This is a genomic window from Litorisediminivivens sp. KMU-197, assembly GCF_056858395.1.
The window spans coordinates 491,802-511,942 of sequence record NZ_JBXEQG010000002.1 but is presented as its reverse complement, the minus strand read 5'-3'; the positions used below and the strand labels follow the sequence as shown (position 1 = coordinate 511,942).

Below are 20,141 nucleotides of genomic sequence, written 5' to 3'. Positions count from 1 at the left end.
GGCCCCTAGCATAAGTTCAGGATTGACACACTACAAGCGCTCGTATTTCGTATACGAAATTTCGAACACGATTTTTGAAGGGAGAAGACATGTCCGCACCGATCCGGGTTCTGCTTGCGAAGGTTGGCCTCGACGGCCACGACCGCGGGGTGAAGGTCGTCGCACGCACCCTGCGCGATGGCGGTATGGACGTCGTCTACACCGGGTTGCACCGTACCCCCGAAGAAGTTGTCACCGCCGCCGTTCAGGAAGACGTCGACATCCTTGGCGTCAGCCTGCTGTCGGGCGTCCAGATGACTGTCTTCCCAAAGATATTCGCCCTTCTCAAAGACAAGAACGTCGATGACATGATCGTGGTCGCCGGTGGCGTGATGCCTGACGAGGACGTGGCAGAATTGAAGAAGATGGGCGTCGCCGAGGTCTTGCTGCAGGACACGCCACCACAGCAGATCATCGATACGTTGACCGGCCTCGTCGAGGCGCGGGGCGCCCGCTGATGTCGGCCCGGATGGAACAATGGTCATGGCCGCCCCGCTACGATGACGCCTACCTGCCCGACGCGTCCTCTCGCTACTGGTTCAAGCACCGCGAGACGATGCCAGCCGCAGACCGCGAGGCGGCGATCCTGACGCGCCTACAGGAGGTCTGCGCCTATGCCTACGAACACGCGCTCTTCTATCGGCACAAGTGGGACGAGGCCGGATTCCACCCTTCGCAACTGAAGACGCTCGAGGATTTCGAATCCCGTGTGCCGGTCGTCAAGAAGGCCGACCTGCGCAGCGCGCAGGAGGCGAACCCGCCCTTCGGCGATTACCTCTGCGTTCCGGAAAGTCAGGTCTTTCACGTCCACGGCACCAGCGGCACCACCGGTCGCCCGACCGCTTTCGGCGTTTCGCAGGCCGACTGGCGCGCTATCGCCAACGCCCATGCCCGCATCATGTGGGGCATGGGCATGCGCCCCGGCGACACGATCTGCATCGCGGCGATCTTCAGCCTCTACATGGGCAGTTGGGGCGCGCTGGCGGGCGCCGAACGCCTTGGCGCCAAGACCTTCCCCTTCGGCGCGGGCGCCACCGGCATGTCGTCGCGTTGCGCCCAGTGGCTCGACATCCTCAAACCGGCGGGATTCTATGGAACGCCGACCTACGCCATCCACCTTGCCGAAACCGCCATCGAGGACGGCCGTGACCCGCGCAGGTTCGGTCTGAAGTACATGTTCTTCTCGGGCGAGCCCGGCGCGTCAATTCCGTCAATCCGCGAACGTATCGAAGATCTCTACGGCGCACGGGTCTATGACAGCGGCTCGATGGGAGAAATGACGCCCTGGATGAACATCGCCGGGTCCGAACAGACGCCCGGCATGATGTGCTGGCAGGACGTGGTCTATACCGAGGTCTGCGATCCCCAGACCCACCACCGCGTCCCCTACGGACAGCGCGGCACGCCGGTCTACACCCACCTCGAACGCACCAGCCAGCCGATGATCCGCCTTGAGTCCGGCGATCTGACGGTCTGGACCGATGATCCGTCACCCTGCGGCCGGACCTATCCGCAGCTGCCGATGGGCATCATCGGGCGCATCGACGACATGATCACCATCCGGGGCGAAAACGTCTATCCGTCCGAGATCGAGGCGGCGCTCATCCAGCTGCCCGGCTATGGCGGCGAACACCGGATCTTCATCACCCGCGAAGGCACGATGGACGAAATGCTGATCTCCGTCGAACTGGACGGCGACGGCTGGGCGAAGGGCAACGATCATCGCAAGGCCTTCCACGCCGAGGTTGCCAGCCAACTGCACAACATGCTGGGCCTGCGGTCGGTGATCGAGATCGTCGCGCCCAACACGCACCCGCGCACCGATTTCAAGGCCAAGCGCGTGGTCGACGACCGCGCTGCCTTTGCCGAGATGCAGGCCCGCCACATGCAGGCCTCGTCCTGATGGCCCGCCCCTTCATCCCCTCGCTCGATCTGATTGAGCCCGCCTCGAAGGGCGAAACCTGGGCCGTCGCGCGCCTGATCTCGCGTGCCGAGGCCGGGGCGGAAGAGGTGCGCACGGCGATCGGACAGATCTACCGGCGCGCCGGCCGGGCGCATGTCATCGGCATCACCGGCGTGCCGGGGTCGGGCAAATCCACCCTCGTCGGCAAACTGGTGCGCCGGCTGCGCGACGACGGCCTGCGGGTCGCCGTGGTCGCGATCGATCCCTCCAGCCCCTACTCCGGCGGCTCGATCCTCGGCGACCGTATCCGCATGTCAGACCTCGTGCTCGACCCGGACGTCTTCATCCGCTCCATGGCCACACGCGGCGCGGTCGGCGGGATGGCGCATGCGGCGCTCGATGTGGTCGACATCCTCGACCTTGCCGGCTTCGACAAGATCATCATCGAAACCGTCGGCGTCGGACAGGACGAGGTCGAGATCGCCAAATCTTCGCACACCACGGTGGTTGTCTCGGCGCCCGGTCTCGGCGACGAGATCCAGGCAATCAAGGCCGGCATCCTCGAGATTGCCGATATCCATGTGGTGTCCAAATGCGACCGCTCTGACGCCAACCGCACCATGACCGACCTCAAGATGATGCTGAAGGACGGCGTCGCCAGCACCCTCACCAAGGGCTGGCTGCCGCCCGTGCTGGGTACCAGTTCGGTCAACGAGGAAGGCTTCGACGATCTCGTCGCCGCCTTCGACCGCCACTTGAACAGCCTCGACGGTCCCGCCGGCACGGAGCGGCGCGCCCAGATCAGCGCCTTCCGGCTGACGAAAGCGGCCGAGACTCTGCTGCTCGAACGGCTGCGGCAACAGGCGGACTATGCCCCTCAGACCCAGCGCGTCGCAACGCGTGACACCGATCCCTACGCCGCGGCCACCGCAATCGTAGACCAGTTCTCAAGGGAAACGACACATGTCTAAGACCATCGCCGAATTGTCCGCCGAAGACATCGCCGCCAGCGCAAGGGACTGGGAGGAAAACGAAGTCGCCGCCTTCCTCGCCCGCGCGCCGGAAACCAAGGACGCCTACTTCACCCTTGGCGATTTCCCGGTCAAACGCACCTATACCGCCGCCGACATCGCCGACACCCCGGCCGAGGACATCGGCCTGCCCGGCAAGTACCCCTTCACCCGCGGCCCCTATCCGACGATGTATCGCGGCCGCAACTGGACCATGCGCCAGATCGCCGGCTTCGGCACTGGCGAAGACACCAACAACCGGTTCAAGTTCCTGATCGAACAGGGCCAGACCGGCATATCGACCGATTTCGACATGCCCACCCTCATGGGCTATGACAGCGACCACCCGATGTCTGACGGCGAGGTCGGCCGTGAGGGCGTCGCCATCGACACGCTGGCCGACATGCGCGCCCTGCTCGACGGGATCGACCTCGAGATGATCTCGGTCTCGCTGACCATCAACCCGACCGCCTGGATTCTGCTGGCCATGTACATCGCGCTTTGCGAGGAACGCGGCTACGACCTCGACAAGGTTTCGGGCACCGTGCAGGCCGACATCCTCAAGGAATACATGGCGCAGAAGGAGTATATCTATCCCATCGCGCCCTCAGTGCGGATCGTCCGCGACATCATCGGCCACACCACCAAGACGATGAAGCGCTACAACCCGATCAACATCTCCGGTTACCACATCTCCGAGGCCGGCTCGTCTCCGATCCACGAAGCCGCGTTTACGCTGGCCAACCTGATCGTCTATGTCGAAGAGGTGCTGAAGACCGGTGTCGAGGTCGATGATTTTGCCCCGCGCCTGGCCTTCTTCTTCGTCTGCCAGGCGGATTTCTTCGAAGAAATCGCCAAGTTCCGCGCCCTGCGCCGCTGCTACGCCAAGATCATGAAGGAACGCTTCGGCGCGAAGAAGCCGGAATCCATGCGCCTGCGCTTTCACTGCCAGACGGCCGCGGCGTCGCTGACCAAGCCGCAGTACATGGTCAACGTCATGCGCACGACGACGCAGGCGCTGGCTGCCGTGCTGGGCGGGGCGCAATCGCTGCACACCAACGGTTATGACGAGGCATTTGCGATCCCGACCGAACAGGCCATGCAGCTTGCCCTGCGCACCCAGCAGGTGATCGCGGACGAGACCGGCGTAACCCAGGTGGTGGACCCGCTTGGCGGATCGTATTTCGTCGAAAGCCTGACCAACGACTACGAGAAGAAGATATTCGAGATCCTGGACGAGGTCGATGAACGCGGCGGCACCATCAAGCTGATCGAAGAAGGCTGGTTCCAGAAGCACATCGCCGACTTCGCCTATGAAACGGCCCTGCGCAAGCAGTCCGGCGAAAAGCCGGTGATCGGGGTAAACCGCAACGTGATCGACGAGCGCGACGTCAAGATCGAGGTTCACCCCTACGACGAATCTACGGCCAATCGCCAAATCGCCCGCACCCGGTCGGTGCGCGAAAACCGCGACGAGGCCAAGGTGCAGGCGCTGTTGGACAAGCTGGTCGAGGTGGCGCAGGACGAAAACCAGAACATCATGCCCGTCACCATCGAACTGGTGAAAGAGGGCGCCACCATGGGCGACATCGTCGAGAAGCTGAAGGCCATATGGGGCGTCTACCGGGAAACCCCGGTGTTCTGACCGACGCTGCCGCCGGCAAGGAGGCTGGCGATATCCCGCGCAGGGTGGCATATGTGGCGATACGCCCGGTCGCACATCAAGAGAAAGAAACAGGATGGCTGAATTCCCTCCCCTGCGCGCAGAGTACAACGGCACATCGCCCGACCTCAAAGGCGATCCGGTCTTCGCCGGCCCGGGCGCCGTCGTCCTCGGCCGCGCCACGTTGGGCAGCGGCGCATGGCTGGGCGCGTGGTCGGTGATCCGGGCGGACGGCCATTACGTCCGGATCGGCGATGACTTTCACCTGGGCGAACACGCCACCGTCCACATCGCCCATGACATCTATCCCACGCATATCGGCGACCGGGTCTCGGCCGGCGCGGGCGCGGTGATCCACGCCTGCACCGTCGGTGACGGCTGCGTCGTCGAACGCGAAGCCATCATCCTCGACGGCTCGCGGATCGGTGACGGCGCGGTGATCACCGCCGGTTCGGTGGTGTTTCCCCGCAGCGAACTCGAAGGCGGCTGGCTCTACTCCGGCAGCCCCGCGAAACCCGTAGCGCGCATCTCGGACACCGAACTGGATGGCCATCACCAGAAGGTCCGCAATGCCGAAGCATCCTCGACGCCCGTCACTTCCGCCGCGCAGTCCGAGCCGGATTGCTTCGTGGCCCCCTCTGCCCGGGTCACCGGTACGGTCACCGTGGGCGAAGGCGTGGGCATCTGGTACGGCTGCCGGCTGGACGCGGGCGCTCACCGGATCACCATCGGCGACGGCTCCAACGTTCAGGACAACAGCACCATCACCTGCGACACCTCCGATGTCGTCATCGGTGCGGACGTCACAATCGGCCACAACGTCACACTGACAGACTGCTGCATCGACCCCGGCAGCCTCGTCGGGATCGGCGCGCTGATCGCGCCCGGAACCGTGGTCGAGACCGACGTGCTTGTCGCCGCCGGAGCCCAGACCGAGCCGGGCCAGCGCCTGACCAGTGGTCACGTCTGGGCGGGACGCCCCGCGCGACCGATCGGCGAAATGGACGCGCGCAAGCGCACGATCATGAGCACCACTTTGCCGCACTACATATCCTACGCCGCGCATTTCCGGGCGACGCCTCACCGCCCGCTGCTTGACGCGGGCGGCGACTGACCGGTCAGCGCGGGTCCTGCGATCTGGCCCCGGCCTGTCAGACTTCGATGAACACGCGGCCACCTTCGACCTTGGCCGGATAGGTGTTCAGGTTGACGCAAACCGGCGCGCGCTTGGCCTCTCCGGTGCGGTAATCGAACTGGCCGTTGTGCTTGGGGCATTCGATCACGTAATCCATCACCAGCCCGTCCTCGAGATGCACCTGCTCGTGGGTGCACAGCCCGTCAGTGCAAAAGAATTCGTCGTCCGGGCTACGATAAATCGCGAAGGTGCGGCCGTCATGGTCGAAGCGGATCAGGTCTTCCTCGTCGATGTCATCGGTCGCGCAGGCGTCAATCCATTGTGCCATGGGTAGTCCTCTCAGATCGGGGGGTTATTGGGCCGGGAGGCCAAGCGCCCCGGCGTGCAGGTCCTCACGGTAGGGCCGTGCGGTGTCCGGCAGGTCGCGCCTCAGGAAGAAATCCTCGTGGCGCAGCTGGCGTTTCAGAACCGGCAGGATCTCGCGATACGCCGCGAGGATCGAGGTATTGGGCGCCGGCAGGTCGTGCTTGATCCGCTCGTGCAACTCGGGCAGCCGGTGATACGGCACCATCGGAAACATGTGATGCTCGACGTGGTAGTTCATGTTCCAATAGACGAACCGGCTGACCGGGTTGATATAGACCGTGCGGCTGTTCAGCCGGTGGTCGAGCACGTTCTCGGCCAGTCCCGCGTGCTGCATGACCCCGGTCATCACGTGGTGCCAGGCGCCATAGAGCCGCGGCAAACCGATCACCATCAGCGGCAGTATGGATTGCATCCAGACAGCAAGACCAATCGTCGCGAGGTAGATCACCACCCAGATCCGCGCCACGCGGATCACCTTGGGCCGTTCCTGCTCAGGGATAAAGCTTGCCTCCTCGGGATCGATGTGTCCGGCGGCGTTTTCCAGCATCTTCTTCCAGCCGGTCCACGCATCGACGATGCCAAAGACGTTCAGCACTATCCGAAACAACGCCGGCGGCCGCATCGCCACGATTTCCGGGTCACGCCCGACGATGATGGTGTCGGTGTGATGCCGCGCATGGCTCCAGCGCCATGTCACCGGATTTCGCACCATGAAGAATGAGGCGATCTGGTAGACCGCGTTGTTCATCCATGGGGTCTTGAAGGCCGTGCCGTGTCCGCATTCGTGCCAGCGCGCATCCATGGCCGAACCGTAAAGAACCCCATAGGCCAGCCAGAATGGCGCCGACCACCATGACGGCCAAAGCGTGATGCCGATCCCGGCCAGCAGGATCATGGCTCCGAACAGGATGATGGTGTCCCGGATCGCCGGCTGATCGGTGCGCTTCATCAAGGCCTTCATCTCCTTCCGGGAGATGTCGGAGTGATACCACGCGGCGGTGGCCAGCCCGGTCTCGACGGCACGCTCGGCGTCCGGACCCAAGAGGGAATAGTCGCGTTTGGTCATCAAGATGTCCTCCGACGGAAGCGATTTTCCGAGTGATACAACGGACTATGGGAATCCGCTGCATGTTACGTTGAATTTCACATCAATTCACATCATCCTGCCACTATGAATGATGTAATCACCTCAAAAGGCGCAACATGCCCCGTCGCCCGACCCTGAAGGACTTGGCACGCGCCGCCGATGTGGGCCTCGCAACCGTGGACCGTGTTCTCAACGACCGGCCGGGGGTGCGCCAATCGACAGTGACGCAGGTTCTGGAGGCGGCCGAACGTATCGGCTACCCCACCGCCAAGCTCGAAACCCGCCGGCAAGAAGCCCGCCGGCCGACCGTGCGTTTCGGCTTCGTCCTTCATAAGCCCTCGCAGGAGTTCTACCGAAACTTCGCCAGCACCCTCAAAGCGGCCGTAGGCAGCCGTACCGATATTCGGGGCCAATGCGTGATCCGCTTCTCCTCGTCGCAATCCCCGACCGACTTCGCCGCCGAACTTCGCGATGTCGCGGACAGCGCCGACGTTCTGGCGACCTCTGCCATCAATCACCCGGCTCTGTCCGACACCATCCGTGACGTGCAGTCTGCCGGCAAACCGGTGTTCTCGGTGCTCAACGATGCCGCCTCGGGTGTGCAGCAAAGTTACGTCGGGCTCGACAATGTCCGCGTCGGTCGCATCGCTGGCTGGATGATCGCCACGCAGGTGCGCGGCCCCGGCAAGGTCGCGGTCTTCATCGGCGGCAACCGCTGGCATGGCCACATCCTGCGTGAAACCGGGTTGCGCAGCTACCTCAGGGACAATGCCCCCGATCTGCATCTTCTGGACGCCATGGTGAACCTCGAAACACGGCAAGTGACCTACGAGGCGACGCTGGACCTGCTTGACCGTCACCCTGACCTGCGCGGCATCTACGTGGCCGGCGGCGGCATGGAGGGCGCGATCGCGGCGTTGCGGGAAATCCGGCCGGCCGGAAAGGTGGTGCTGGTGGTCAACGAACTGACAGCGGAAAGCCGTGCCGCGCTGGCCCAGCGCTACGTCAGCCTTGTCATCGCGACGCCGCTGCGCGAACTCTGTTACGATCTGGTCGGGCTGATGGCCGAGGCGGTGCGCGGCGGTCCGGCAGGGTCAGGTCAGCATTTCCTGACACCGCGCCTGTACTCACCGGAGTCGCTGTAACGCTTCCGCGTCCCGGCTCTCCGCGACCTCCGCCTCGTAAACGAGACCCCGCATTACATCCGAAGCGGGCCGGCCGCTACCCGTCCCGTTCCATGATCCATGCCACCTCGGGCGCGGCGACGAAGCGCCAGTTGCGGCGGGGGCCGGCCATGACGTTCAGATAATACATCTCAAAGCCATAGGGCGCGCCGCAGGGGTGGTGGCCGCGCGGCACCAGCACCACGTCGCCGTCCTTGACCGCCATGGTCTCGTCCAACCCACCGTCGTCGGTATAGACCCGTTGCACACCGAAGCCCGAGGCCGGGTTGAGCCGGTGATAATAGGTTTCCTCAAGGTAGGTGATGCGCGGAAAGTCGTCTTCGTCGTGTCGGTGACTGGGATAGGACGACCAATGGCCCGCTGGGGTGAAGACCTCGGTCACCAGCAGGCTGTCGCAGTAGTCCTCGGCCTCCATAGCGATGTTATTGATGTGGCGGGTATTGGTGCCCTTGCCGCGCTCGGTCAGGCTGATGCCATCCGGCCCGATGCGCCGCGCGGCGTGGCCGCCCTTACCCGGCGCCGAACAGACGGCCAGCACACAATCGGTCTCGGCGACAGCCTCCCATTCCGTGCCGTTCGGAAGGTACAGGCAATGCGGCGGCGACTTCTCGAAGACGTTCATGCGCTCGCCCAGCACACCCCAATCCTGTCCGGCGCCGGTGATCCGCGCCTTGCCCTCGACCATGACGAGGATGACCTCGCGGTCGCCCGTCGCCTCGGTAGCGGTGTCGCCGGGTTTCAGGTGGTACAGCGAAAAGCCGACATACCGCCAGCCGGCGCTCTCGGGTGTGATCTGGTGCACTTTGCCGCGTGTGCCGAAGGGTTTGCAAAGCAGGTCTGGCATGGGGTGTCCTCAGCTTTCGATGGTCAGGCCGGAGCGGGCGCAGATCTCGACGATATGGTCATAGCCCAGCTTCGAGTATTCGAAGGGCGGCGCCTTCGCCGGGTCCTGCTCGGCCTCGACGACGATCCAGCCTGCGTAATCCATCGCCTTCAGCCTGTCGGTCACCGCTTGGAAATCGATGCAGCCCTCCGGATCGCCCGGCACCGAATAGACGCCCGCCGCCACGCCGTCGAGGAAGCTGCGGTCCTCCGCCTCCACCCAGTCGAGCACCGGCTGACGCACATCCTTGAAGTGCACGTGGTGGACCCGATCCCCCCACTTGTCGAGCACCGCCAAGGGGTCCGCCCCGGCAAAGTGCAGATGCCCGGTGTCGTAAAGCAGGGTCAGCGCCGGGTCCGATGCCTCCATCAGCCAGTCGATGTCCTCGGCGTCCTGCACCATGGCGCCCATGTGGTGGTGATAGCTCAGCACAACCCCCTGATCGCGCGACCACTTCGCCAGTTCCGAAAGCTTCCGGGCATAGTCCGTCACCGCGTCGCGCGGCAGCTTTGGGCGGCGCGACACAGGCGTGTCCTGCGCGCCCTGTATCGTGTTGGAGCACTCGGCGTAGACGATGCAGGGCGCGTTCAGGGCAGCAAACTGCTCCACCTGCGCGCGGATCGCCTCAGCCTCGGTCGCCACGTCGTCGTTCATCAGGTTGCCCGAACACCAGCCACCGCAGAGCGCCACGCCATAGCGGTCGAGGTAGGTGCGCAAACCCTCCGTGTCCGCCGGCATCCGGCGGCCGCGTTCGACGCCAGTATAGCCAATCGTCGCGGCGTCCTGCATGGCGCCCTCGGTGGTGTAATCTCTGGTCAGCTCCGGCAGGTCGTCGTTCTGCCACGCGATCAGCGAAATGCCGATCTTCACAGCCATCAGTCTGCCCTCTGCATTTTCTTGCGGGCTTCGTAATCGGCGCGCGCGGTGCGGGCCTCGTCGCGCTCCGAGACTTCCGGCACGCCCACCTCCCACCAGGTTCCGCCGTGCTCGGTCGAGGGGTAGGGATCGGTGTCGATCACCACTACGTAGGGCCCCTTGGCCGCGCCGCGCTTCGCCAAAGCCTCCTCCAACTCGGCGATCGAGGCGACCTTGACCGACGTGGCCCCCATCGCCTCAGCGTGTTTGGCAAAGTCGATGCGCGAGGGCGTCTGGTGAATCGTGTGATCGAGCAGGTTGTTGAACTCGGCCCCGCCGCAGCCCATCTGCAACCGGTTGATGCAGCCGAAGCCACGGTTGTCGGTCACCACCACGGTGAAGGGAATGCCCATCATCGCCGCCGTCGCCATTTCGGAATTGGCCATCATGTAGGTGCCGTCGCCGGTAAAGCAGATCACGTCACGCGCGGGCTCGGCCATCTTGATGCCCATCGCGCCGGCGATCTCATAGCCCATGCAGGAAAATCCGTATTCCATGTGGTAGCTGCCGGGCGCGCCCGCCTTCCACAGCTTGTGCAACTCGCCCGGCATGGTACCGGCGGCGCACATGACGACGGTGTCGGCGGTAGCCGCGCGCTGCACTGCGCCGATCACCTGCATGTCGGTGGGCAATTTGTTATGTCGGACCCCTTCGCTGTCTGAGGGCGGGCTGCCCTCGTCCGGCGCTGCGGTCAGCGGATCGACCTTGCCGAACCAATCCTCCTTCAGCCCCTCGGTCGTGCCCGGCGCACGGTGGCCGCTCAGCGCGGCACCCAATTCCTTTAGCCCGACCAGCGCGTCCGACATCAGAGGCACCGCGCCATGCTTCATCGCGTCATAGGCGGCGACGTTGAGCGAGACCAGCTTGCGTTCAGGATTGGCGAACAGCCCCCACGATCCGGTGGTGAAGTCCTGAAACCGCGTACCGACACCGATCACAAGGTCGGCCTCGGCGCAGACCGTATTGGCCGCCTCGCCGCCGGTCACGCCGATGGGCCCCAAGTTCAGCGCGTGGTCCCAAGGCAGCGCCGATTTGCCGGCCTGGGTCTCGGTCACGGGGATGTTGTGCGCCTCGGCGAACGAGGCCAAGGCGTCAGTGGCCTGCGCATAATGCACTCCGCCGCCGGCGACGATCACCGGGCGTTTCGCGGCGCGGACCAGGTCGGCCACCTCAAGCAGTTCCTGCGTGTCGGGCCTGATGCGGCGCGGCCGCCAGACCCGCGGTTCGAAGAAGCTTTCTGGCCAGTCGTAAGCCTCGGCCTGCACGTCCTGACAGAACGACAGGCAGACCGGGCCGCAGTCCGCCGGGTCGGTCATCACCCGGAAAGCCCGCGGCAGCGCGGTCAGCAACTGCTCGGGCCGGGTGATGCGGTCGAAGTACCGGGTCACCGGCTTGAAGCAGTCGTTGACCGTGACCGTGCCGTCGCCAAAGTCTTCGACTTGTTGCAGCACCGGGTCGGGGCCGCGGTCGGCAAAGACATCGCCGGGGATCAGTAGCACTGGCAGACGGTTGACATGCGCCAGTGCCGCCGCCGTCACCATGTTGGCCGCGCCCGGCCCGATGGAAGAGGTCACCGCCATCGCCTTGCGCCGCCGCGATTGCTTGGCATAGGCGATGGCGGCATGCGCCATTGTCTGCTCATTATGCCCGCGCCAGGTGGGAAGGCTGTCGCGGTGGGCGTACAGCGCTTCGCCGAAACCCGCAACGTTGCCGTGGCCGAAGATCGCCCAGCAGCCTTCGATGAATCTCTCGCCCTCGGCGTTCTTCTGCGCCGCGATGTAGCGCACCATCGCCTGTGCGGCGGTCAACCGGATCGTCTTGCTCATGCGGCATCCTCCTTGGCGCCTTTGCGGGCCGCCTGTCTTGCCCCGTCCCAGATGTCGCACAGGCGGGTATACCGCTCGGCCATCTGCGTCACGGCCTCATCGTCACTCATCTCGCCTGTCAGCCAGGCGCGGGCCGCATCTCCGAAGATTGTCCGGCCCACAGCGAAACCTTTCACCAGAGGCTGCCTCGCGGCCAGCGCAAAGCTCTCCGCCAGTTCCGCCTCCGGCGCGTCCAGCCCCAGCACCACGATGCCGCGGGTGCGCGGATCGTTGCGTTCGATCGCGGCCACCGCGTTGGTCCAGGCCGCGTCGGTCCTGAACGGCTCCAGCTTCCACCAATCGGGATAGACGCCGGCTTCATAGAAACTCTGGATCAGCACCGCCGAGGTTTCGTCATCCACCGGGCCGACCTTGGACGGGATGATCTCCAGCAGGAATTCCAACCCGTTGCGTCGCGCCGCCGTGAACAGCCGCCTGACCCGCGCGATCTGCATCTTGCGCGTCTTGTCATCGTCGTCCGGGTGGCAGAAGACCAGCAGCTTGACCACGTTCTCGCGCGCCCATTCGCGCAATTGCCCGAGATCCTCGCCCAGTTCCGGTTCAAACTCGATCGGCCGCGAACCCGGCAGTTCGGTGGGCCGCCCGATCCAGAGGCCCGTGCCGGAGGCCGCGTGCAGCGCCGCCCGCCCGATCCGGTTGTCGCACAGGATGCCATAACCGGCCCGCCCGTCCTGCACCTTCAGCGCCGCCTCGAGGCAAAGCTCCTTGAACCGGCCCCCCTTTTCCAGCGTGTAGCCGTCCATTTCCTCAAGCTGCAGCCGGTGATCGAAGGCGAAGGTACGGAGCACGCTCCAGTCGCCCCCCGATCTGGACTGCCGGTTGGTGGCCCAATGCACCTGCTCCAGTTCCGCGTCATTGCGCAGGTCCGGGCGGCGGATGCCGCGCTCGAAGAAGAACTGCAACTCCTCCCACGACGGATAGGCCGGCGTACAGCCATGCCGCGACACCGCGAAGGCACCGCAGGCATTGGCGTATTTCAGCGCCACGGGCCAGTCCTCGCCGTCCAGCCATCCCTTTAACAGCCCCGACATGAAGCCGTCGCCCGCGCCTAGCACATTGAACACCTCGATTGGAAAGCCCGGACCTGCCTCGCCATCGTCAAGGCTATCGGGAATGTCGCCGGTGAAGGCCACCGCGCCCGCCGCGCCGCGTTTGCACACCAGCGTCGCCTTCGAAACGCCGCGCACCGCGCGCAAGGCCTCGACGGTATCTGTCGATCCGCCCGCGATGTGAAACTCCTCTTCCGTGCCGACGATCAGATCGAACAGGTGCAGGGTTTCCTGCAGCTTGGCGGTGACAGCGGCGCTCTCGACGAAGCGGCTTTCGCCCTCGCCATGGCCTGCCACACCCCAGAGGTTCGGGCGATAGTCGATATCCAGCGCCGTTTGCATCCCCGCCGCCCGCGCGATCTCCAGCGCCTTCAGCGTCGCCGCCTCGACCTGCGGATGCGACAGATGCGTGCCGGTCGCCACCACCGCCCGCGCCCGCCGGATGAACTCCGGGTCAATGTCATCCACGGTCAGCCCCATGTCGGCGCAGCTCTCGCGATAAAAGATCAGCGGAAACCGCTCGCTGTCCCGTATGCCCAGCAGCACCAGCGCCGTCAGCCGCTCGGGATCGACCTTCACGCCTTCCGTGTTGACGCCTTCGCGGGTCAGTTGCTCGGTGATGAACCGGCCCATGTGCTCGTCACCCACACCGGTGATGACGGCCGATTTCAGCCCCAGCCGCGCCGTCCCGCAGGCAATGTTCGTCGGAGACCCGCCGATATACTTGTCAAAGCTGCCCATGTCCTCCAACCGCCCGCCAACCTGCGCGCCGTAAAGGTCCACCGAGGACCGGCCGATGGTGATCAGATCGAGTTCCCGTGTCATGGCCTGCCTCTCAGTCAGCGTCGATGATGTCTGCGACCTTGACCGTGCAGCCGGTCTCTACCGCGCGCAAGGCCGCATCCGCCAAAGCCAGCGCCATCATGCCGTCATGTCCGGTGGTCGGCGTTGCGGCGCCATCGGCCACCGAGGCCACGAAGGCCGCGATCTCATTGGCGTAGGCCTGGGTATAGCGGGACATGAAGAAGTTCAGCAGCGGCGGACGCTGGAAACCCTTGCCATCGGCGATCTCGATATTGGCCTCGCGGTGGTTCTCGGCAGAAACCGCGCCTTCGGAACCCAGAACCTCGATCCGCTGATCGTAACCATAGCTGGCCCGGCGGGAATTCGAGATCGTGGCCTGGCGGCCGCTGGCGGTGGTCAGGATCACGTTGACGCTGTCGTAATCGCCCAGCCGGCCGATCTCGAGGTCGGTCAGGACGGACGCCGCCGCCTGCACGGTCTCGATCTCTTCGCCCAGAAGCCAGCGGGCGACGTCGAAATCATGAATCGTCATGTCGCGGAATATCCCGCCCGAGGACTTGATGTATTCGGCCGGCGGCGCACCGGGGTCGCGGCTGGTCAGGGTGACCATCTCGACCTTGCCGATGCGGCCCGCGTCGATGGCCTGTTTCACAGCCATGAAGTCGGGATCGAAACGCCGGTTGAACCCCACCATCAGCGTGGCGCCCTCGGCCTCGACGGTCTTCAGGCATGCCGTGACCCGCGACAGGCTTAGGTCGACCGGCTTTTCGCAGAACACCGCCTTGCCGGCCTTGGCGAACTGTTCGATCAGGTCGGCGTGGGTGTTCGTCGGCGTGCAGATGGCGACGCCGTGGATGTCGTCGCTGGCGGCAATCTCGTCGATGGTGCGGATGTCGCAGCCATAGGCGTCGGCGACGCGGCCAGCGGCGTCGGGCATCGGGTCGGCGATGGCGATAAGCCGCGCGCCGGGCGTAGAGGTGACGGCGCGGGCATGGACCTGCCCAATGCGACCTGCACCCAGAATTGCGAAGTTGACTGTCATGGTGTCCTCGTAAGGTGACGATGCGCCGGGGCGCTAGGTGTCAGGGCGCGGCCGACGGGGGAGCATCCGTCGACCGCGATGAGAAGGAAGCCGGCCGAACGGTCAGGCAGCGTGTTCGAACTCCGGCTGGGTCTTTGCGCCGGTGATATAGGCCACGACGTCCTCGCCGTTGGTCTCTTCCTTCTTCAGATTGGCGCAAATGCGGCCGCGCCGGAACACCACGATGCGGTCCACCAGATCCATCACCTGCCGCATGTTGTGGCTGATCAGGATCAACGGCTCGCCTGCCTCTTTCAACGTGCGCACGATGTTCTCGACCTGCGCGGTTTCCTGCACGCCCAGCGCCGCCGTCGGCTCGTCCATGATGGTCAGCTTCGAGTGGAAGGTGGCGGTGCGGGCGATGGCCACGCATTGCCGTTGGCCCCCCGACATCCGCTCGATCGAGCCGCGGATGTTGGGGATCTTCACCCCGGTTTTTTCCAGCGCCTCGATGGTGCGCTGCCGCATCGCCTTGTAATCGAGGATCGAGAACGGCCCCAGCTTCACCTTGAAGATCTCGCGTCCGAGGAACAGGTTGTCCGGCACGTCAAGCTGGTCGGCCAGCGCCAGTGTCTGGAACACCGTCTCGATCCCGGCATTGCGCGCCTCCAGCGGGCCGGCAAAGTGCACCGGCTTGCCGTCGAAGATGATCTCGCCCCGCGTACGCTGCTCGACGCCGGTGATCTGGCGCACGAAGGTCGACTTCCCGGCCCCGTTGTCGCCCATGATCGCCACGTGCTCGCCCCGGCGAAGGGTGAAGTTCGCCCCCTCCAGCGCGTGCACGCCGCCATAGTGCTTGGTCAGGTCGCGGGTCTCGAGGATGATGTCGCCCGGGGCGGTGTCCGCATGGGGGGCGCTGGCGCCCGAGATGTTGGTCTGCATGTCGCTCATGTCGTCTCTCCCTAGGCCCGCGACGCGGCGCGTTGCTGCCGGTATTGGTCAAGGACCACGGCCCCGATGATGATCGCGCCCATCGCCATCAGCTGATAGAACGCGTCGAGCTTGATGAAGGTAAAGCCGGACTGGATCACCCCGAAGACCATGGCGCCCAGCACGGTGCCGATGATCGACCCGCGCCCGCCGGTCAGGCTGACCCCGCCGATCACCGCCATGGCGATGGCGTAAAGCTCGTAGAACTGGCCCATCCCGGCCTGCGCGGTGAGGTTCTTAGAACTGAGCACGATGGCGGCAAAGGCGGCCAGCGTCGAGGCGATCATGTAGACCATGATCTTGTGCTTGCGCACGTTGATTCCCGACATCCGCGCCGCATCCTCGTTCGATCCGATGGCGTAGGTGTGCTTGCCATAGACGGTGTAGCGCATGATCAGGTGCAACAGCACCGCCAGCGCGATGAACCAGACCACCGGCATCATGCCCGACCCGATCCCGGCATAGGCCTCGGTCGGAAAGGACACCGGCTGGCCCTTGGTCCACCATTGCGACACGCCGCGCAGGATCAGGAACATCCCCAGCGTGGCGATGAACGGCGGAATGCGCGCAAAGGCCACCAGCGCACCGTTGATCGAGCCCACGAACGCCCCGAAGATCAGCCCCACCACGATCGGCGCCAGCACCCACAGGTCCATCGCCCAGGGGCCGAACACCGCCTTGGGGTTGGGGTTGCCGTTGACCAGCTCGGTCTGGGCGAAGGACATCACGATCATCGCCGCCGCGCCCACCAGCGGGCCCGACGACAGGTCGATCCCGCCCAGAATGATGACCTGCGTCACCCCCAGCGAAATGATCCCGATGATCGCCACCTGCAGGATGATGATCTTGATCCGCGCCATGTTCAGGATGGTGCCGTCGCGTGCCTCGTTGAAGTCGAACAGCATGCTCTGGCCGTTCATGTAGGGCAGAATTTGTCCCAGAACCTCGAACAGGACGGTGATCAGGATCAACGCCAGAAAGACGTTGAATTCATTGGGCCAGGCCCGCTTCTTCTTGTCGAAGGTCAGCCCGCCGATACCGTGCGAAGTCTGATCGGACATTGTTTCGGTCTCCTCCCCGTGCAGGGGTCAAGTCATCCGGTGGGGACGGCGCATTCCGCCGTCCCCGGTGAACGCGAAGGCGCTCAGTTCTTGTCGGTGTAGTCGGCCATGTTGTCCGGGGTCACCAGTTCGAAGGGCACATAGACCTTCTGATCGACCTCTTTGCCACCGGCGAGGTCCAGCGCCGCCTGCAGCGCGCCCGAGCCCTGCGCATGTGCGTTCTGGAAAACGGTCACGTCCAGTTCGCCCGCTTCCATCGACGACAGCGCGTCCTGGGTGGCGTCGATACCGCCGACGACGACATCTTCCATCGCTATGCCGGCCGCCTTGATCGCCTGCAGCGCGCCCAGCGCCATCTCGTCGTTGTTGGCAATCACCGCGTCGAATTGCTCGCCCGACGACAGCCAGTTGGTCATCATGTTGGTGGCTTCCTCACGCGACCAGTTGGCGGTCTGACGGTCGATCTCCTGAATCTCGACGGCGCATTTGCCGCCCGCGATCACGTCGTCGATGTCCTTGGTGCGCATCACCGCGGCCTGGTTCGACAGCTGGCCCATCAGGATGTAGACCTTGGCCGGGTCCTTGCCCTGCTCGGCCAGCACGTCGCACATCTCGATGGTCTGAAGGGTGCCGGATTCGGCTTCGTTGGAGGCCACGAAGGCCTGGTTGTCGGGCAACGTGTCGACGTTGATTGGCTCGCGGTTGACATAGACCAGCGGCACGCCGGCGGCTTCGGCGGCGTTGGTCATCGCCTGCGTGGCCGAGGTGTCCACCGGATTGACGATGATCGCGTCGACGCCCGAGGCCACGAAGTTGTTGATCTGGTCAAGCTGGCGGGCAACGTCGTTCTGCGCGTCCTCGATCTGGACATCGACACCGTCCATGCCGTTTGCCTGCTCTTCGATGCCGTTGCGCAGAACGGTCAGGAAGTTGTCGTCGAAGACGGCCATCGAAACGCCGATGGTCTCGGCCATGGCGGTTGTCGACATCAGCGATACGAGCGCCGCAGCGGTCAGGGTCTTTTTCATTGGGTTTCCTCCCTTGATGGTGTCCGGTCCACCGATTGTCTTGCCGGAAGCCCCGTCAGGGGCCGAAGCTTCGCTCAGGCGGCACGCGCCTGAAGCTGCGAAGAGATGTAATCGAACGAGCGCTTGATCTCGGTGTAGGGATCACTCAGCGCATGGGTGTCGGGCGAGAAACACTCATAGGAAATCGGCCCGTCATAGCCTGCGCCCAGTAGCGCCGCGATTTGTTCGATATTGCCCAGCCGGTCGGCTTCGTCGACCAACACGCGGTGTTCGTCTTCCATCTCGTGGATTGCGAGGGTCGCGTCGGTCACGCCCGAGATATGGACAATTCCGGTGCGCTCAGGATAGAGCGGCCCGCCGTCGGCCAGCGTGTGGTGAAAGGTGTCGTGCACGATGCGAAGATGATCGCCACCGCCGACCGCGCCGATGGTCTCGACCAGATCGGACTTCGACCGCAATGAGGACCTGCGGAAGCCAAGCGGTTCGACCAGCGCGGTCATGCCGGAGTCCTGCAACAGCGGCAGCACGCCCTTCAACGCAATCCGCAGGTTTGCCTGACGCTCGCCATTGCCCAGCCCGATGCCGTCGTTGCGCGGGATAAGGCTGATGGTCTCGGCGCCTGACGCCTTGGCAATGTCGATCAGCGCCTGCACCTCGGCCTTGCGCTCCGCCGTCCAGTCGTTGAACGGATAGACCTGGCTCAGCCCCACCAGCCGCAGACCCCTGTCCTGCGCCATCCGGCCCGCCTCTTCGGGGGGAGTGCCGTCGAAAAGCGGCCTTGCAATATCGTTGCGGACTTCGACGCCTATGCAGCCAAGCCGCGCCGCAAGGTCGAGGAACGCCTCATAGGGCAAGTGCGGCACAGTCATGTGGTTCAGTGCTGTCCTCATCTTCCCTCCCCGGAATACATCGAATGCTTGTCAACAGTTGCGGCAAACGGGAAGATTCGGTCAATATTCTGGGGGCAACATCACGTCATTCGTGACGCTTTTACCGGGGCCATAATGACGCATTTACGTCATTTAAACGCTTTCCGGCAGATACAGCCGAGGTTCGAGGAAATGTTGCGCAGCGACCCCGTCGTCGGGGTCCGAGGTCGACCGGATCATCTTGTCGATCAACTCCCTGCACAAGGCTCCCAACGGCGTGACGATCACCATCCTGACATAGCCGTCGATCAGCGCGGCGCGGCTTTCGGAGGTCATCTCGTTCACCACCAGCGCCACCCGGGGCGTCGCGTGGCTTTCCCGCAGCGCCGCGATCGCCCCCTCCATGCCGCCGCCCGCCACGTAGATGCCGCGCAGGTCTGGATGCCGGTCCACGAGGTCCAGCGTCGCCTCGTAGGTCAGTTGCCGCGTCTCGAGGTTGACCAGCGTATCGAGCACCGTAAAAGCGCCGCCCGCCTCGCGCACGAAGGACCGGAACCCCACCTCGCGCAGGTCATGTCCGTGCCAGCGGTTGCCGCCGACGAAGATCGCAAGCTTGCCGGGTTCGCGGACGGTATTGGTGATCAGCCATGCTGCCAGCCGTCCGACGCGCATGTTGTTGAGCCCGACATAGCTTTTGCGGATGCCCTGCGCGAAATCGTTCAGCAGCGAAAACACCGAGATCCCGGCTTCTCTCAGATCCTCGACGACGCGGTCGAGCTTCTGGTCATTGACCGCGATGGCGGCAATGGCATCGCAGGACCGGCCGAGGTCGGTCAGAAGCTCGGTGAACTCGGCCGGCGATTGCGACGAGGAATAACGGATCACTGCGCGGCCCCTGATATCGCGCCGCGCGGCGACGGCGCGCTGGATCTCGGTCGCGAAGTTCTGGAAGAACTCCTGCTGCTGCTTGAGCAGCACGAAGCCGAAGGTCACCTCGGGGATGCTGGCGTTCAGGCGGCTCTCGAACAGACCCTTGCCGTGATAGCCCACCCGATGCGCCGCCTCGGCGATCTTGCGCAGCGTCTCCTCGCGCACGCGGGACCGTCCATTGAGGGCGCGGTCGACGGTGGTGACGCTGACGCCGGCCGCCTTGGCGACATCCTTGATGGTGGGGCGGTTTGCCATGCGTGCAGCCTTGATGACGGAATAACGTCATGCACTCTAGGCCGCGTTCCGGACCTTGGCAAA

Annotated in this window: 18 protein-coding genes; 6 read left to right on the top strand and 12 right to left on the bottom strand. The window is 64.5% G+C overall.

Annotated elements, in window-relative coordinates; genetic code table 11:
• Window positions 1-89 precede the first annotated feature (89 nt).
• The 5 genes from AC04PT_RS07435 to AC04PT_RS07415 all read left to right on the top strand — a co-directional run bounded on the left by AC04PT_RS07435 (window position 90) and on the right by AC04PT_RS07415 (window position 5,729).
• Entirely contained in the window at window positions 90-497 is a 408-nt protein-coding gene (locus tag AC04PT_RS07435) for a cobalamin B12-binding domain-containing protein (protein ID WP_482872994.1), read from the top strand.
• The gene (locus AC04PT_RS07430; RefSeq protein ID WP_482872993.1) at window positions 497-1,942 is read left to right on the top strand and encodes a phenylacetate--CoA ligase family protein; all 1,446 of its coding nucleotides are present in this window, start codon (window positions 497-499) and stop codon (window positions 1,940-1,942) included. The genes AC04PT_RS07435 and AC04PT_RS07430 overlap by 1 nt, the downstream gene beginning before the upstream one ends.
• Window positions 1,942-2,913 (top strand): methylmalonyl Co-A mutase-associated GTPase MeaB, encoded by a 972-nt coding sequence (gene meaB, locus AC04PT_RS07425; protein WP_482872992.1) that lies wholly within the window; start codon window positions 1,942-1,944, stop codon window positions 2,911-2,913. Before AC04PT_RS07430 ends, meaB begins: the two co-directional genes overlap by 1 nt.
• Window positions 2,906-4,597 (top strand): methylmalonyl-CoA mutase family protein, encoded by a 1,692-nt coding sequence (locus tag AC04PT_RS07420; RefSeq protein ID WP_482872991.1) that lies wholly within the window; start codon window positions 2,906-2,908, stop codon window positions 4,595-4,597. Before meaB ends, AC04PT_RS07420 begins: the two co-directional genes overlap by 8 nt.
• A 94-nt stretch (window positions 4,598-4,691) precedes the next feature.
• The gene (locus AC04PT_RS07415) at window positions 4,692-5,729 is read left to right on the top strand and encodes a gamma carbonic anhydrase family protein (RefSeq protein ID WP_482872990.1); all 1,038 of its coding nucleotides are present in this window, start codon (window positions 4,692-4,694) and stop codon (window positions 5,727-5,729) included.
• A gap of 37 nt (window positions 5,730-5,766) precedes the next feature.
• On the opposite strand, the gene AC04PT_RS07410 is transcribed toward AC04PT_RS07415, so the two are convergent.
• Together AC04PT_RS07410 and AC04PT_RS07405 are read right to left on the bottom strand one after the other, a co-directional pair.
• On the bottom strand, window positions 5,767-6,078 hold the full coding sequence (locus AC04PT_RS07410; RefSeq protein ID WP_482872988.1) for a MocE family 2Fe-2S type ferredoxin: 312 nt from the start codon (window positions 6,076-6,078) through the stop codon (window positions 5,767-5,769).
• 24 nt (window positions 6,079-6,102) lie between these two features.
• On the bottom strand, window positions 6,103-7,182 hold the full coding sequence (locus AC04PT_RS07405; protein WP_482872987.1) for a fatty acid desaturase family protein: 1,080 nt from the start codon (window positions 7,180-7,182) through the stop codon (window positions 6,103-6,105).
• A gap of 137 nt (window positions 7,183-7,319) precedes the next feature.
• Between AC04PT_RS07405 and AC04PT_RS07400 the strand changes: the two genes are divergently transcribed.
• On the top strand, window positions 7,320-8,348 hold the full coding sequence (locus AC04PT_RS07400) for a LacI family DNA-binding transcriptional regulator (RefSeq protein ID WP_482872986.1): 1,029 nt from the start codon (window positions 7,320-7,322) through the stop codon (window positions 8,346-8,348).
• A 76-nt stretch (window positions 8,349-8,424) separates the two neighbouring features.
• Here AC04PT_RS07400 and iolB read toward each other — a convergent pair whose 3' ends face one another.
• The 10 genes from iolB to AC04PT_RS07350 all read right to left on the bottom strand — a co-directional run bounded on the left by iolB (window position 8,425) and on the right by AC04PT_RS07350 (window position 20,093).
• The gene (gene iolB, locus AC04PT_RS07395; protein WP_482872985.1) at window positions 8,425-9,231 is read right to left on the bottom strand and encodes a 5-deoxy-glucuronate isomerase; all 807 of its coding nucleotides are present in this window, start codon (window positions 9,229-9,231) and stop codon (window positions 8,425-8,427) included.
• Window positions 9,232-9,240: 9 nt separating this feature from the next.
• Entirely contained in the window at window positions 9,241-10,146 is a 906-nt protein-coding gene (iolE, locus tag AC04PT_RS07390) for a myo-inosose-2 dehydratase (RefSeq protein ID WP_482872983.1), read from the bottom strand.
• Window positions 10,146-12,011 (bottom strand): 3D-(3,5/4)-trihydroxycyclohexane-1,2-dione acylhydrolase (decyclizing), encoded by a 1,866-nt coding sequence (iolD, locus tag AC04PT_RS07385; RefSeq protein WP_482872982.1) that lies wholly within the window; start codon window positions 12,009-12,011, stop codon window positions 10,146-10,148. Before iolD ends, iolE begins: the two co-directional genes overlap by 1 nt.
• Complete coding sequence (locus AC04PT_RS07380; RefSeq protein ID WP_482872981.1) at window positions 12,008-13,945, bottom strand: bifunctional 5-dehydro-2-deoxygluconokinase/5-dehydro-2-deoxyphosphogluconate aldolase; 1,938 nt, start codon at window positions 13,943-13,945, stop codon at window positions 12,008-12,010. Before AC04PT_RS07380 ends, iolD begins: the two co-directional genes overlap by 4 nt.
• Before the next feature lie 10 nt (window positions 13,946-13,955).
• On the bottom strand, window positions 13,956-14,966 hold the full coding sequence (gene iolG, locus AC04PT_RS07375; protein ID WP_482872980.1) for an inositol 2-dehydrogenase: 1,011 nt from the start codon (window positions 14,964-14,966) through the stop codon (window positions 13,956-13,958).
• 102 nt (window positions 14,967-15,068) lie between these two features.
• Complete coding sequence (locus AC04PT_RS07370; RefSeq protein ID WP_482873088.1) at window positions 15,069-15,887, bottom strand: ATP-binding cassette domain-containing protein; 819 nt, start codon at window positions 15,885-15,887, stop codon at window positions 15,069-15,071.
• 20 nt (window positions 15,888-15,907) lie between these two features.
• Complete coding sequence (locus tag AC04PT_RS07365; protein ID WP_482872979.1) at window positions 15,908-16,996, bottom strand: ABC transporter permease; 1,089 nt, start codon at window positions 16,994-16,996, stop codon at window positions 15,908-15,910.
• A gap of 83 nt (window positions 16,997-17,079) precedes the next feature.
• Window positions 17,080-18,024 (bottom strand): sugar ABC transporter substrate-binding protein, encoded by a 945-nt coding sequence (locus AC04PT_RS07360; protein WP_482872978.1) that lies wholly within the window; start codon window positions 18,022-18,024, stop codon window positions 17,080-17,082.
• Between the two features lie 74 nt (window positions 18,025-18,098).
• On the bottom strand, window positions 18,099-18,914 hold the full coding sequence (locus AC04PT_RS07355) for a TIM barrel protein (protein ID WP_482872976.1): 816 nt from the start codon (window positions 18,912-18,914) through the stop codon (window positions 18,099-18,101).
• A 132-nt stretch (window positions 18,915-19,046) separates the two neighbouring features.
• Complete coding sequence (locus AC04PT_RS07350; protein ID WP_482873087.1) at window positions 19,047-20,093, bottom strand: LacI family DNA-binding transcriptional regulator; 1,047 nt, start codon at window positions 20,091-20,093, stop codon at window positions 19,047-19,049.
• Window positions 20,094-20,141: the final 48 nt, after the last annotated feature.